Source organism: Pantoea pleuroti (genome assembly GCF_014156615.1).
GTDB classification, from domain to species: Bacteria; Pseudomonadota; Gammaproteobacteria; order Enterobacterales; family Enterobacteriaceae; genus Pantoea; species Pantoea agglomerans.
Window position 1 is genome coordinate 393,994 of record NZ_SBFD01000002.1, and the last position, 14,855, is coordinate 408,848.

Below are 14,855 nucleotides of genomic sequence, written 5' to 3' on the forward strand. Positions count from 1 at the left end.
CGGTTACAGCAGCTTTTTCTGCTGCAGCCATTCGGTCGCTACGCTGCTGGCATCCTGACCGTCGACCGCGATTCTGGCGTTGAGCTGCTGCAGCGTCTTCTCATCAAGCGCGCTGAACACCGGCTTCAGCCACTCTGCAATCTGTGGATAGGCTTTGAGTACCGATTCACGGATCACCGGCGTCGGCGCATAAATCGGCTGAACCCCTTTAGGATCGCTGAGCGTCTGCAGACCTAATGCTGCCACCGGACCGTCGGTGCCGTACGCCATCGCCGCGTTTACGCCGGAAGTCTGCTGTGCCGCTGCGCTGATGGTGACAGCGGTATCGCCGCCAGCCAGCGACAGCAGCTGGTCCTGCTTGAGATCAAAGCCATAGGCTTTTTCAAAGGCGGGTAAGGCATCGCTGCGTTCAATAAATTCTGCTGAGGCCGCCAGTTTGAAAGTGCCGCCTTTTTTCAGCCAGGCGCTGAGATCCGCCAGAGAGTTAAGCTGATTTTTTTCAGCCAGATCTTTTCGCACAGCGATGGTCCAGGTGTTATTGGCCGGAGCCGGTGTCAGCCAGACCAGATGGTTTTTCTCCGCATCAAGCTTCTTAACCTTTTCGTAGCCTTCAGCGGCATTTTTCCAGGCGCTGTCTTTCTCATCATTGAAGAAAAATGCACCGTTGCCGGTATATTCCGGATAGATATCAAGTTCGCCCGCCGTGATAGCACCGCGCACCACCTGCGTGGTGCCGAGCTGAATTTTATTGACGGTTTTTACCCCGTGCTTTTCCAGCACCTGAAGGATCACATTGCCCAGCAGCGATCCTTCGGTATCAATTTTTGAGCCGACCCGCACCGGGTCCGCCGCCTGTGCTATCCCCATGCTGAGCAGCAAAGCGCTGACGCCCATCCAACCCCGAATTCTGACCATGGCTTTTTCCTTATCGCAGTGTGTTGTTTTTACGTTTTGTTCGTGCGTGATGATTCACAAGGCGTTGTGCGCCTGCGCGTTCAGGCTGCCCTCCTGCCGCTCTGCGGGAGGCTGGCAAGGCGTGCAGCGGAAATTATCTGCCTTAAAAGCGTAGCCTGGCGCAGCGGCGATGTAGCTGACTTTATCGCAAATTGATAACGATTTGAGATTATAAATTCATCTCATATAACCGAAATGAATTTATGTCTGGGCGTCTAAACGGCTATCCTCGGAAATCTGTTTTTATAATAAAAGACGCACAACATCATGTCCGACCTGACCTCTTCCGCCCACGTGGCAACAGCAGGGAGTTCGCCCGGTGGCGAAACACAGTGGATCCGCAGCGCAGCTGACGTCTCCCGATTAGTGAACAGTGGCGACAGCGCCCGTAATAATGCCCGCATTGTGGTGGCGATTGCGCTGGGGGGCGTCTTCCTTGACGCCTACGACCTGGGTGCGCTGGCCTTTGGCATCAAAGACATCACGCGCGAATTCAATCTCACCCCGACCGGCACCGGCATGGTCGCCTCGGCAATCACCTTCGGGGCCATTATCGGCGCACTGATCGGCGGCTATCTCACGGATAAAATTGGCCGTTATCGGGTGTTTATGGCCGATATGTTCTTTTTCGTGGTGGCGGCTATCGCCTGTGCGTTTGCCCCCAATGAGTATGTGCTGGCCGGCGCGCGTTTTGTGATGGGCCTGGGGGTCGGAATCGATCTGCCGGTGGCGATGGCGTTTCTGGCGGAGTTTTCCCGGCTGCGTGGCAAGGGTAATAAAGCGGCCAGCGTGGCGATGTGGTGCCCAACCTGGTATGCGGCGATCAGCATCTCTTATCTGCTGGTGCTGCTGCTCTATGCCGTGTTACCCGAAAGCCACACCGACTGGCTCTGGCGGCTGATCCTTGGTTTTGGTGCCGTTCCGGCGATTATCATCATCGCCATCCGTAGCCGTTACATGAGCGAATCCCCGGTGTGGGCGGCGAATCAGGGCGACCTGAAAGGTGCCGCGGCGATTTTACGCAGTGCGTGGAATATTAATGCCCAGGTGGCAGCCGACGCCGCGCTGACGCCTGCCATGCCGGTGCGCAAGGCGAGCTGGCGTAACTATGGCGCGCTGTTACAGGGTGTTTATCGCCGCCGTACATTGCTGGCGACCATCACTTCCATTGCCTCATCTTTTGCTTATAACGCGGTGGCGTTTGGCTTGCCGGTGATCATCTCCAGCTTCTTTGCCCAGTCAATGCTTACCACGATTCTGGTGTCGCTGGCCCTGAATCTGCTGTTCGCCTTTGTCGGCGGGATACTGGCGGTGCGACTGGTGCCGCGCCTCGGGGCGTGGAAGATGTCGGTGGCGGGTTATGCCTGTCAGTGCGTGGCGCTGCTCGGGCTGGCGCTGATTGGTCGTCCGGAAGGCGGCCAGGAAGCCGCGCTGGCGATCGGCATGCTGGCGCTGTTCCTGTTTGGACAGGGATTCGGGCCTGGCTCCCATACTATGACTTTTGCGTCGCTGAGCTATCCGACGTCGCTGCGCGGCGTGGGTGTCGGCTTTAACCAGACGCTGATGCGCGGCAGCTCTACCGTTTCGCTGTTTCTGTTTCCAGTGCTGGTTGCGGCGCTGGGCACCGGCGTGTTCTGGGTGATCTTCCTGGCACCACTGGCGGGCCTGCTGGCGCTGCTGGCGATCCGCTGGGAACCGTCGGGTTATGATGTGGATGCGGAAGATTTCGAGCTGCAGCGATAATCAATGGTCAGGGCGTGGATAGCGCGCCGGCTCAGGGAGCAAACGGGCTCATAACCCTGGCGCATTGTTTATCCCGGCCCGGCTTCTCCGGCCAGCATTGAAACCGCACCTTAGTGCGGTTTTTTTATGCGGTAACTTGCGGAAAAGGAAACTGCTCCAGATAGTCCGGGATGCGCGGGAAGGTATGCAAAAACCACGGTGTGAACTGCTGTGGCTGCTGCTGCATCTGCTGCTCAATCAGCGCCATCGGGCGATAATCCCAGGCATCCGCTTCCTGCGGATTCAGCTGCGGCAGGCTGTCGCAGACGGCAAAGAAGACGTGACCATACTCATGTTCAGTCAGGCCATTGCTCAGCTTCAGGTTGTAGCTCAGCTCAAACACCGGCGTCAGCGTCACCACCATCCCCATCTCTTCACGCAGGCGGCGCTCGGCGGCGTCGCGGGTTGATTCATGAGGATAAGGATGACCACAGCAGGTATTACTCCACAAGCCACCACAATGATATTTATCGCTGGCACGCCGTTGTAGCAACAGCTCCTGCCGGGAATTGAAGACGTAGACCGTCACCGCGCGGTGCAGTAATCCTTTTTCATGCACTTCCAGCTTTTCCATCTTGCCGGTGGGACGATCGAGGTGGTCAACGAGGATAACTTCAATAGCAGACATGGCGTTTCCTTGAGATTATTCCCAACTATTCTGGCACAGAATTATCGGTTTGGGCGGATCATCGAGGATTTTTTACCCGAGTCAGGCGGAGATAAGCGGATGAAGCAGAGAGAAAATCAGGCCAGCAAGGCTGGCCTGGGGAGGGATTACAGTCGGAAGCTCTGAACCACCCGCTCAAGCTGGGTGCTCTGCGATTCCATCGCCTGCGCGGCAGCAGAAACCTGCTCCACCAGCACGGCGTTCTGCTGCGTGGTGCCATCCAGCTGGGTAATCGCAACGTTAACCTGTTCGATGCCCAGGCTCTGTTCGCGGCTGGCTGACATAATTTCGCTCATCAGCGTTGTCACACTGCTCACGCCCTTCATCAGCTCATCCATGGTCTGGCCCGCCTGCTCGACCAGCGCGCTGCCGGTATCGATGTTCGCCACCGACTCTTCGATTAACTTTTTAATCTCACGCGCCGAGTTGGCTGAACGCTGTGCCAGGTTGCGCACTTCCGATGCCACCACCGCAAAACCGCGGCCCTGTTCACCGGCCCGTGCAGCTTCTACTGCGGCGTTCAGCGCCAGGATATTGGTCTGGAATGCGATGCTGTCGATCACGCTGATGATATCGACCACTTTGCGGGATGAGTGATGAATCTCGCCCATGGTGGTCACCACCTGACGGACCACTTCGGTGCCACGTGCGGCCACCTGCGAGGCATCACCTGCCAGCTGGTTAGCATGGGTGGCATTGTCGGCGTTCTGACGCACGGTGCCGGTCAGTTGTTCCATTGACGCGGCCGTTTCCACAATCGAGCTGGCCTGATCTTCGGTACGGGAGGAGAGATTGGCGTTGCCGCTGGCAATTTCCCGCGACGCGGCGGTGATTGCCAGCGCGCTGTCGCCCACCTGCTGGAGCAGCCCCTGCAGATAGCTGATGAACTGGTTAAAGCTCTGCGCGACGGCGTTGAACTCCGGGCTGTTGCTGGCTGGCAGACGCTGAGTCAAATCGGCACCACCGGTCGACAGCGCTTCAATGTTGCTGTTCAGCACGTTAAGACGTTTCATCATGGCGCGGACAAAGCCCAGCGACACCAGCAGCAGGATCACCGCCAGGGGGATCTGCACCAGACCCAGACGGGTCAGCATGTTGTGCGACTGCGCTTTCAGCAGGCTGGTTGGCAGGCTGCTGGCGAGATACCACGGGCTGCCGGGAATGGCCTGCACGAACAGCGTCTGCTCGCCTTCACTGCTGTCATAGGTAGTTTCCAGCGGCTGATTGCCAACACCGTTAAGTAGCGTTTTCAGCGGTGCTGCCATCGGCATCTGCACGTCAGCCAGGTTCTCCAGCTTCGGTGCGGCATTTACCAGCGCGCCATTGCCCACAACTTTACCATCGGCCTCGACGATCAGGACGTTGCCCTGAATGGTTTCACCCATCTGCTTCGCCAGCTGGTTAAAGAACCCCAGCGTCACATCGATGGTGGCGACACCCCACGCCGTGCCGTTTTTGTAGATAGCCATAGCACAGTTGGTGCGCGGCTGCGGGCTGGCGGCATCCTGATAGGCTTTTGCCCAGGCACACTGGCCTTTCGGAGCGGCCATGCCATCTTTGTACCAGGGTTGCTCCCAGTATTTGTCAGCCGCGTCGGAGTTCCAGTAGGTGTTCACCTGCAGTTCATTGCTGGCATTACGGGCAAAGAAGCTGCTGTCCTTCTCTTTGGCCGGGTCACGACGGTTTGGCAGTGGCCAGATCCCGCCACCAAACACATTGCTGTCCTGATACTGGTTAACCAGCGTCGGTAACAGGGTGTCGATGGTGGCGCTGTCCATGACGGATGCGGCTTCGGTAATGGCGCGCTGCTGGGCCTGAACGCGGTTCATCTGTTCAACGATACCGGAAGCCAGCGAATCCACCTGATAGCGAACCAGACGGCTTTCGCTATCGACCAGCTGTGGCGCGACAAACTGATTAATAACCCAGACTGTAACGAGTAAAAGCGCAACAAAGAACGCGATCATTGTTGCGGTGAAGCGGGATTGTGTTGTTTTAAACATCTTCGTTCCCCTGAACCTGGTGCGGCGCGATTGCCTGATCGGGTTTAACGGCACGGCAAACAGGAACTTGAGATGGGCAAGATCACATATTTGAGAAATGTTTGATTTATGTAAAAATTTAATTTCAGAGAGAAACTATCACGTCCCCGGCGGGCACCGGGGAATGGGCGAACAGGCGCATTACTGCTGGCCTACTCTTCTGAACTGACGACCTGCTGGCGCGGACGGAAGATGTGATTATTGCCATCCGCCGTTAACAATTCCCGTAACTTCTGACCGCCATGTTCATCCGCCTGGGCGAACTGCCGCTCCGCTTCCGTAATCGGCGTAGTCCAGAGCAGAGTCGGACGGTCGCCGTCGCGTTTTGGCAGCGAGAACTGCGCCTGTTCGGTTGCCAGCTCATTGGCGAGCAGGAAGCTTTCAAAGCCGACGGGTGCCACTTCCGACGCCAGCGTATGGCCCTCGCCCAGCCAGGTCAGTCGCGCCCACGGCAGATGCACGAACTCCGCCAGCGCGCTGGCCATTTGCACCGCATTGCCTTCGGTCATGACTTCACCGTCAACCGCCATGCCGAGTTCAATGCGGCGATACTGCGGCGCCAGCTCATCAAACAGATAATCGACCTGCGGCATCGGCCGGATGCTCATGCCGATGGTCAGGAAATACCAGACGCCCTGATGCCAGTGCTGGGAGATCGCCATCGGCGGCCAGCTGCCCTGATCGATAGCGTAATACTTCACTGACTCGCCAAAGCGCGCCTGATAGCAGGCCATCAGATCGTTCTGCACCTTATCCCACTCGCTGCCGTCGTGCCATTCGCGCCAGAACTGACGCTGATGCTCCGCACGCGCGTAGTAGTCATTGGTTGATGCCGACCCCAGCGGTGCCGTCAGCCGGTTCTTTTTGATGCAGCCCGCAGAGAAGCTCACCTGCTTCTCCTGATAGAGGCTCCAGCCGGGGATCACCGCCAGCAGCTGGCCGTAGTACCACAGCGCCGCGCCATCATCGCTCGGCTCCCACAGTACCTGCAGCCCAGCCGGATCCAGCGCGGGTTCCGCTTCCAGATTACGGCAATACTCGGCGCTGAGCAGCGGCGCTATGCCCTGCTCCATCGCCTCGCGATCTTCCTGCGCCGGTGCCGGCAGCAGGTTTCGTAGCCAGCAGCCGCGTACCGCATACTGGCTGCGAAACAGGTCGGTTGGCCAGATGTAAAAATAGGCAGTGCGCTCATCCTGTTCGACAATGGCGGTCAGGGTGCGCTGCTGATTGTGGACTTCAGCAATCAGGGATTTGTACGTCATAGTGCCTCGACAAAGCCTGGAGGAATCCATTTTCCCCGAGAATAGAGCAGGATCCTGGCTGCGGCTATCTGAGACAAGGGTAATAGTCTCAAAGTGTGGGAGTTGGAGGGGTGGTGAGGTTTTTTGGTGAAGAGCTGCGCTTTGGAATTGTGGCCGTTGTAGGTCTCAAAGGCCGCTATGAGCGAGGAGCGGACGTTGTGTAAGATTAAAGCTGTAAGAAAATACAGACCTATAGGCCGATTCAGGCTGCAATTTATGTTTATATAAATATCAAGAATTAGTATTTAAGCTTTTTTAAGGGGATACGTGCGCATTCGACCATCATCTCGACTGATCATTGTTTCGCCTGATAATCGCGTCCTGCTCTTTAGGTTCTGTCATAAAGATGGAGCTCTGAGAGGAAAAACATACTGGGCAACACCGGGTGGAGGGCTTGAAAAAAATGAATCTTTCGAGCAGGCCGCTATACGCGAATTATTTGAAGAAACGGGTTTGATAAGGACATTAACAGGACCACAGATAGCGTCCCAAAACTTCACAATGATGCTACCCAGTGGGGAGACTGTACTTGCTGAAGAGCGTTTCTTTATGATTGATGCAAATACAGTTGAGCTCGACCGCTCAGGGTGGAGTAGCAATGAACAGGAAGTCATACGCGATTATCATTGGTGGACAATTGAAGAGCTCATACACACCAATGAGACAATTTTTCCACGCGATTTAATCATTAACATACTTGAAAGGGAGTAAGCCGGACCTTCAACATTAACTGCAACATGATACCCTGAACGTCCGCTTATGGCACAAAGCGGACATTCTTAAGAGTCAATACGGAAAAGGAGAGAGGCTGCGCTCTGCAGGACGCAGCCAGATATCAGAAGGTCGTCCAGTTTCCGTCTGTATCAGCAGGCGCTTCTTTCTTCACTACGGCTGGTACAGATACAATTGCATGCCGGGTGGCTGCAGGATGAGAGACTGCAGCAAGCGTGAATACCGACACCGACTGCAGCAGCAGGGATGCCTGTTCGCGCAGGCTCTGCGAGGCTGAAGCTGATTCCTCGACCAGTGACGCATTCTGTTGCGTCACACCATCCATCTCCGTTACGGCGATGCCGACCTGCTCAATACCGCGGGCCTGTTCGGCACTTGCAGCAGTAATTTCCTCAACGGTATCACTTAACTGACCGACCGATGACACTATATCCGCCATCGTGGTTACAGACCGGCTCGCCAGGGTGCTGCCTGCACTTACGCTTGCAGAGTTTGCCTCAATCAGCTGACGGATCTCACCGGCTGCTGTGGCGCTGCGGCTAGCCAGCGTGCGCACCTCACCGGCGACGACGGCAAAACCACGCCCCTGCTCACCCGCACGCGCCGCCTCTACCGCCGCATTAAGGGCAAGTATGTTGGTCTGGAAGGCAATGCTGTCAATCACCGATGTGATGTCCGCAATCCGGCCAGAACTTTCGCCGATAGATTTCATGGTTCCGAAAATGTCGGAAGTCACCTCGCTGCCCTGACGGGCGACCTCTCTCACGTTAACAGCAAGCTGTGCCGCCTGACGGGCATTGTCGGCATTGTTTTTGACTGTGACGCTGAGCTCGCTCATGGTAGCAGCGGTCTGCTCCAGTGCACTGGCCTGCTCCTCGGTGCGCTGAGACAGGTCTGTGTTCCCCTGCGCAATCTGCAGGCTGGCTGCGGCAACGCTCTCGGCATTCCGGCGTACTGTGCTGACCGTCTGCGCCAGCGAGTCCTGCATTTCAGCAACTGCGATGAGCAGCATACCGGTTTCATCCCGTCCGCTGACAGGGACGGCCTGACTCAGGTCTCCGCGTGCGATGCGTTGTGCGGCGGCAAGCGTTATGCTCAGTGGGCGGGTAATGCTGCGGGTGATGAGCCAGGCTGCGGCGACGGCAAGCAGAATGGCGGCAGCACTCAGCGAAGTCAGCAGAATGGTGGCCGCATGTTGTTCATCTTCAGCAGCACTACGCGCCGTTTGCATCTGTTGTTCCTGAAAAGATACCAGGTCTGCAATAGTTTTCAGATAGTCAACCTGGGTCTGGTAGCGCGGACCAAGAAGAAGTTGTGCGGCCTCGTCCCGCTTGCCTGCCATTCCCAGCGCGACAACGTCATCAGAAAAGGCCAGATACTGACTGCCGGTGCTCCTGATTTGCGCAATCAGCTCCCGGCTTTTGGGCGCCTTCAGCAGGGCATCAACCTGATCAACCGTAGCGGTAATTTTATCATGTACCCTGTCATAATCTTTTTTAAAGACGGCCTTCCGGTCAGGTGCATCCGCCAGGACAACGTTACGGACCAGCCGGCTAAGGTCAGTTGAATAGTAACGCAGATTGGTTGCAGTCGAGGCCTTCTGATAGCGGCTGCCTGCAAGCGTATCCGCCGTCTCTCCCAGAGACTGAATGCGGGTAAATCCGGTAAACGCAACGATAACCAGAAGAAGAAGGATGAAGGTAAACGCAGCGCCAAGCCGCGTGCCGATTCTGATGTTGTTCATAAGGTTCCTAGCTGAAATAACGTTTATTTAATAGAGCTTTAAATGTGGATTAACGATTATCTTATCTTTTATTTTTGTAGGGTCATTCAGAGGCAGTTAGGGGTTATTGCTGTATGCGGCTTGCGCAAAATGTTGGACTACAGGGAATGCATATCGATGCACTTACCTATTCATGCTGTGATGATTTTTTGAAGATTAAACCGGTGTTTCTCCGGCAGGTCTGGTGACAGAAATAAAAAATCCCGGCACAGCTGAAGCAAAGCCGGGAACCACTTCTAAAAGGACAAACGCTGTCAGTGACAGAGGCAATCATACCGACAGGCATAGCTTTTATCGGTTCGCTTATCAGAAACTTTATTTCTTATGAAAGATTACGCCTGAGTGAGTGTATGCATCTCCATTGGGAAAGGATGAGTGCTTCTGCCGGTTCCGTGATATGCAACTCTATTGATGTTCGCTTTGAGCGAAAAGCGGACGCTGGCGTTCTTTGTAAAAATCCGGTTTGTGTTGGGTTGCATTAGTTTAGGGACGAAAAATATCGTGTCGGCGATTTACCCAGCGCTTTCCTGAACATTGTAATAAACGCGCTGACCGAATCATATCCCAGCGTTCCGGCTACGTGCTGCACGGATTGGCCTTCTGCCAGATGGCTCAGCGCAACCATTAAATGCAGTTGCTGACGCCAGCGACCAAAGCTCATTCCTGTCGCATCTTTTATCAGCCTGGCCAGAGATCGTTCGCTGGTAGCCAGATGCGCAGCCCACTGCTTTAGCGTTCTCCGGTCATCAGGATCATTAAAAAGTGCCTCAGCCATATTCCGGATTTTAGGATGGTCGGATACAGGCAGGTGGAGCGCTTTAACCGGCACATCCGGTATATGTTCCAGCAGCACCGCTGCCAGCCTCGCGGTTTTACTGTCAGGCGAATAAGCATGTTCCTGCTCTGCCAGAAAAAGAACCAGCTCGCGGACCAGAGGAGTAATAGCAAGGGTACAGCAGGTTTCCGGCATCGCTGCCGCGCCGGGCTCAATAAATAAAAAGCAGGTGTCTGCATTCTTCGTGACCCGACAACTGTGGGGGATTTTTCCCGGAACCCAGACAGCATGTCCCGGTGGAACAAGCCACAGCGCATCCTGAACCTTACAGCTCACTGCACCGCGCAAAGAGAGAATAAGTTGTCCCTTACGGTGAGCGTGCGGACTCTGACCTGCATACTCGCCTGACGATGATACATGCAGCGCGATAGCAGCCTGACTGAAAGCATCGGCATTAAACTCATCCGGTGAGGTCACCGGTTTTTTATTAACTGGCATGATTTAGTTATATGTTGTCAGGTTATCTATATTGTGTAACTCATGCGTCCTTTAAAGTCTTTCTTTTTACCAGAGAACGCAAAATTTATGTCCTACACTACGAACAGGTGGTCTTCAATCATACTTGTGACCGGCATCCTTTTTATTGCCATTAACCTGCGAGTTCCATTTACCGCTATCGCACCCGTTTTAGAGTCCGTTCGCCATGATTTTGGGCTAAGTATCACTGCCGTTGGGTTGCTTAACTCACTGCCTTTACTGGCATTTGCCGCATTTTCTCCCCTGAGTGCATCAATTTCCCGGAAGTACGGTCTGGAGCGCACCCTTTTTGGTGCCCTGGCCGTGATTTCGGGGGGTATCCTGCTTCGCTCCACAGGCAGTGTCTGGGCGCTTTATGGCGGAACCATATTGATAGGTATCGGGATTGCTCTGGGCAATGTCCTGCTGCCTGGCCTTATAAAGCGTGACTTTTCTGGCAACGTGGCTTCCGTAACAGGGGCATATTCCATCACCATGGGCGCCGCTGGCGCCATTGGCTCTGCCATTGTCATTCCTCTGACGCAGATCTGGGGCTGGAACATCGCGTTAGCCATGCTGGTTTTAGCACCGCTGCTTGCGTTGCTTTTATGGTTGCCCCAGTTAAAGAAGAAGCATCAGCTGCCAGTAGCGGGTGAGAAAAAAGCGGCGACCGTCGCGGTGTGGCGCTCGCCTCTGGCATGGCAGGTCACCTTGTTTATGGGCCTGAATGCGATGCCGTTTTATGTTGCTGTCGGCTGGCTGCCAGCCATTCTTACGGACAGTGGACTCTCTTCAGCTCAGGCTGGTGAGGTACATGGCATCCTTCAGCTTACCACCGCCATTCCCGGCCTGATTCTGGCAGCCACGCTGCGTCGTCTTAACGATCAGAAATTAGCTGCTGCTGGCGTCAGCCTGTTAACCGGGGTGTCATTTATCGGCATCCTGTATTTGCCGAATCTGGCGATGCTTTGGGCTGCGCTTCTCGGCTTTGGCTCAGGTGCCAGCATGATGCTGGGTCTGACCTTCATCGGGCTGCGTACTAAAAACGCCGGTGATGCTGCCGCGTTGTCAGGCATGGCGCAGAGTGTCGGTTATCTGATGGCGGCGATGGGTCCGCTGTTGCTGGGCAAAGTACAGGAGTTGTCCGGAGGCTGGACGGTACCATTACTGATAACCGCAGCAATCGCAGTCGCAGGTGCCTGCACCGGAATGGCTGCCGGACGAAACGCTCACCTGGAACCTGTACAGCAGCCGGGGTGAATTAGCTGACACAGCAGGGGAAACGATCGGTTTCTCTGCTGAGGATGCTATTAATTGTCGTTCTGAAGCGTTTACCTGTTACCGGAGCCGTCTTTTACCGGGAAGACCGTTTCTCACCTGCTCCTTCGTTGAAAAGTCCGGCAACCCAGTCAGCAAAAGCACGCACGGCAGGAGAGAGAAAACGCTGATGCGGATAGAGCATCGTCACCGGCACGGAGGGTGGCTGCCAGTCCGCCAGAACTTCGATCAGTTTGCCTTGTTGCAGATTCTCCGAAATCACATTCTCAGCAAGCTGTGCCAGCCCAAAACCTTCAAGACACAGTCTGATGTAGAGTCCCGTTTCGTTAACGGCTGCATCCCCCTCAACCTGAACAGAGAAGGGCTCAGTGCCTCGTGTGAAACGCAGTTCATTAGTGCGCCTTACCGAACCGGAAAAGTAATGAATCGCCCGATGCTGCGACAACGCTTCCGGCGTCTCAGGGACACCATACTCCCTGAGATAGTCCGGAGAGGCGCAGGTTACCCAGCGAAACCGGCCAAGCGGACGGGCAACCAGTGTGGAGTCAGTTAATTCCCCGGTTCGGATGACGCAATCCACTCCTTCCTGAACAAGATCGACCTGCCGGTCGCTGACACCAATCATCAGGTAAATATCCGGATAATGCCGGTAAAAGTCTTTCAGATTGGGCATGACGATGAAATGGGCAATTCCACCAGGCATATCAACCCGCAGCCGCCCCTGAGGGCGTCTGATGGATTCAGTCAGGCTGGATTCACTATGTTCAATTAGCGACAGGATCTCCCGGCATTGCGCCAGATACTGCAGGCCTTCAGGAGTAAGGCTGACCCGCCTTGTCGTGCGGTTCAGCAGACGCACCTGCAGGTATTTCTCCAGGTTTTTAATCGTGCTGGTGACGGTGGAAGAAGGCAGCGACAGGGTTTCTGCCGCGCGTACAAAACTCCCGGCTTCAGCAACCCGCGTGAAAACCTGCATAGCCTGAATCCGATCCATCGTCCTGCTCCTGGGTAAAAGTGAGTCTGATTATTCGCTAATTATGAATTATGAAAACGCTTTAAGCATCTTTTTCAGGGTAATTACGTGACGTATCGTTTCCCCATTAATCAGGAAAGAGGCAGGTTTAATGACCGACTACATCAGAAATATTGTTAACAATCAGAATGTCACTTTACAGGCTACGTTGATTCGTGGCGCGACGATACTGAGCATGGACGAGAACGTCGGTAACATTGAGCGTGGCGATATTCTCATCAACGGCTCAACGATTACCGCCGTTGGCCAGAACCTTGATGTACCGGGTGCGCATGTCATTGATGCCACTAACATGATCGCCATGCCGGGAATGGTCGATTCTCATCGTCACGCATGGGAAGGACAGCTGCGCCGCATTAACCCAAACGCTACCTGCCTGGACGACTACAGCAATGCCACACACTTCTCGTTCGCTAAATATTACCGTCCTGCCGATATCTATGTTGGCAACCTGCTGACGGCGCTTGGCGCTATTGACGCGGGCATCACCACGATGATCGATAACTCGCACAACAGCCGAACCGCAGCGCATTCCGATGCCGCCGTCGAGGCCCTGCTTGATACCGGCATTCGTGCCATTCATGCTTCCGGCGCACCGGTAGCTGGCGAATGGGATAAAGCGCACTGGCCGGGAAACTGGCAGCGTCTGCAGGACAAGTATTTCAACGACAACCCTGAAAGCCTGGTCTCTCTCGCCGTCATGGCACAGCTGGAGCCGGAGTTGTGGGCCGAGGCCCGCAGACTGGGACTGTCGATTGTCACTGAGTTCTTTGGTGCGGAGATGGGAGCTGAACTTAAATCACTGCATCAGCAGGGGCTGCTGGGTCCGGACAATATTTTTAATCACTGCACGGCGCTGCCTGACGAGGGATGGAAAATTCTGCGCGAAGCCGGTGTCCGGGTGAACGTCTGCCCGCGCTCAGATTCGCACTATGGCATCGAAAGCGGAATGTTCGCCATTGAGGCCGCGCAGCGTCATGGCATCAATCCTGGCCTGAGCGTAGACAATGAAACGTCGTACAGCACCGACATGTTTATGGAGATGCGCGTCGCCTTTTACCTGCAGCGCGTGATGGGCATGCATCAGCAGCAGTGCTGCGATTCTGAACATACGCTGAAAACGCTTCCGGCGGCGCAGCTCCTTAAAGCCGCGACTCTTGATGGCGCGGCCTGTGCAGGGATGCAGGACAAAGTGGGCAGCCTGACGCCAGGCAAACAGGCTGACCTGGTGCTGATTAATACCAGTGATATCAATCTTTACCCGTCCGGCAATGCCTTTGGTACGGTGGTTCATGCCGCCGAGCGCAGCAATATCGACACCGTCATGATCGGCGGACGCATCGTTAAGCAAAACGGTAAGGTGCTGGGCGTGGACAGCACGCGACTGCGGGCGGCGATTGACGAGTCACGTGAGCACCTGTTTGCCTCCTCTGGCTACCAGCCCGACAATTTTGCTAACACCTTCCTGCCGCTGGAGCAGGCAGACTGAAAGGAATGAAAAGCATGATCTATTACGTAATCGCTTTTGCCGCAGGTCTCGGGATCACTCTGCAGACGACCCTGAACAGCCAGCTGGCAAAGGGACTGGGCGGCGACCCGGTCACTGCGGCGCTGTTTTCCTTTACGGCGGGCGCGTTAAGTCTGGGGATTTACGCGCTGATGAGGGGAGGATTGATGACATCGCTGGCGGCGATCCCGTCGCAACCCCTCTGGAGTCTGACGGGTGGAATGATAGGCGCATGTGCCCTGTTCAGCTATGTCGTGCTTGCGCCGAAAATCGGGTTTTCAGCTCTGCTCGGGCTGGCGATTGTCGGACAGTTACTTTCCTCGCAGATGATTGACCATTTTGGCTTGCTGGGGGCTGTGCGTCGGCCGGTTTCGTTACTCAGGCTGGGGGGGATGGTTGTCATGCTGATCGGACTTGCCGTCATGCTTTTCGGCGATCAGCTCTCTGCACGTTTTCTGCAGTAACTGCGTTATCCACTTTTGCCA

At 55.3% G+C, this 14,855-nt stretch carries 12 protein-coding genes; 5 read left to right on the plus strand and 7 right to left on the minus strand.

Features of this window, described 5'->3' with window-relative positions:
• Positions 1-3 precede the first annotated feature (3 nt).
• On the minus strand, positions 4-915 hold the full coding sequence (osmF, locus tag EPG66_RS05835; protein ID WP_033766761.1) for a glycine betaine ABC transporter substrate-binding protein OsmF: 912 nt from the start codon (positions 913-915) through the stop codon (positions 4-6).
• A gap of 306 nt (positions 916-1,221) precedes the next feature.
• Between osmF and EPG66_RS05840 the strand changes: the two genes are divergently transcribed.
• Positions 1,222-2,697, plus strand: a complete 1,476-nt coding sequence (locus EPG66_RS05840) for an MFS transporter (protein WP_064704698.1) — start codon at positions 1,222-1,224, stop codon at positions 2,695-2,697.
• A gap of 124 nt (positions 2,698-2,821) precedes the next feature.
• On the opposite strand, the gene idi is transcribed toward EPG66_RS05840, so the two are convergent.
• The 3 genes from idi to EPG66_RS05855 all read right to left on the minus strand — a co-directional run bounded on the left by idi (position 2,822) and on the right by EPG66_RS05855 (position 6,707).
• Positions 2,822-3,364 (minus strand): isopentenyl-diphosphate Delta-isomerase, encoded by a 543-nt coding sequence (gene idi, locus EPG66_RS05845; protein ID WP_010254245.1) that lies wholly within the window; start codon positions 3,362-3,364, stop codon positions 2,822-2,824.
• A 146-nt stretch (positions 3,365-3,510) separates the two neighbouring features.
• Positions 3,511-5,406 carry a methyl-accepting chemotaxis protein gene (locus EPG66_RS05850; protein WP_022625996.1) on the minus strand — a complete coding sequence of 632 codons (1,896 nt, stop codon included), beginning with the start codon at positions 5,404-5,406 and terminating at the stop codon, positions 3,511-3,513.
• Between the two features lie 191 nt (positions 5,407-5,597).
• Positions 5,598-6,707 carry a suppressor of fused domain protein gene (locus EPG66_RS05855; protein ID WP_022625997.1) on the minus strand — a complete coding sequence of 370 codons (1,110 nt, stop codon included), beginning with the start codon at positions 6,705-6,707 and terminating at the stop codon, positions 5,598-5,600.
• A gap of 306 nt (positions 6,708-7,013) precedes the next feature.
• On the opposite strand from EPG66_RS05855, the gene EPG66_RS05860 reads away from it, so the two are divergent.
• Entirely contained in the window at positions 7,014-7,457 is a 444-nt protein-coding gene (locus EPG66_RS05860) for an NUDIX hydrolase (protein WP_031292560.1), read from the plus strand.
• Between the two features lie 124 nt (positions 7,458-7,581).
• Here EPG66_RS05860 and EPG66_RS05865 read toward each other — a convergent pair whose 3' ends face one another.
• A complete protein-coding gene (locus EPG66_RS05865) occupies positions 7,582-9,222 on the minus strand; it encodes a methyl-accepting chemotaxis protein (RefSeq protein ID WP_182686213.1) in 1,641 nt (546 codons plus the stop codon).
• Between the two features lie 517 nt (positions 9,223-9,739).
• The gene (locus EPG66_RS05870) at positions 9,740-10,534 is read right to left on the minus strand and encodes an AraC family transcriptional regulator (protein WP_182686215.1); all 795 of its coding nucleotides are present in this window, start codon (positions 10,532-10,534) and stop codon (positions 9,740-9,742) included.
• An 87-nt stretch (positions 10,535-10,621) separates the two neighbouring features.
• Between EPG66_RS05870 and EPG66_RS05875 the strand changes: the two genes are divergently transcribed.
• Positions 10,622-11,812, plus strand: a complete 1,191-nt coding sequence (locus tag EPG66_RS05875) for an MFS transporter (protein ID WP_069026582.1) — start codon at positions 10,622-10,624, stop codon at positions 11,810-11,812.
• Between the two features lie 94 nt (positions 11,813-11,906).
• Here the strand turns inward: EPG66_RS05875 and EPG66_RS05880 are convergent, their stop codons facing one another.
• The gene (locus tag EPG66_RS05880) at positions 11,907-12,824 is read right to left on the minus strand and encodes a LysR family transcriptional regulator (protein WP_010259086.1); all 918 of its coding nucleotides are present in this window, start codon (positions 12,822-12,824) and stop codon (positions 11,907-11,909) included.
• A 130-nt stretch (positions 12,825-12,954) separates the two neighbouring features.
• Between EPG66_RS05880 and EPG66_RS05885 the strand changes: the two genes are divergently transcribed.
• Entirely contained in the window at positions 12,955-14,352 is a 1,398-nt protein-coding gene (locus tag EPG66_RS05885) for an amidohydrolase family protein (RefSeq protein WP_182686224.1), read from the plus strand.
• A 14-nt stretch (positions 14,353-14,366) separates the two neighbouring features.
• Positions 14,367-14,834: a DMT family transporter gene (locus EPG66_RS05890; RefSeq protein WP_182686226.1), complete on the plus strand. Its 468-nt coding sequence runs from the start codon at positions 14,367-14,369 to the stop codon at positions 14,832-14,834.
• The last annotated feature ends 21 nt before the right edge of the window (positions 14,835-14,855 follow it).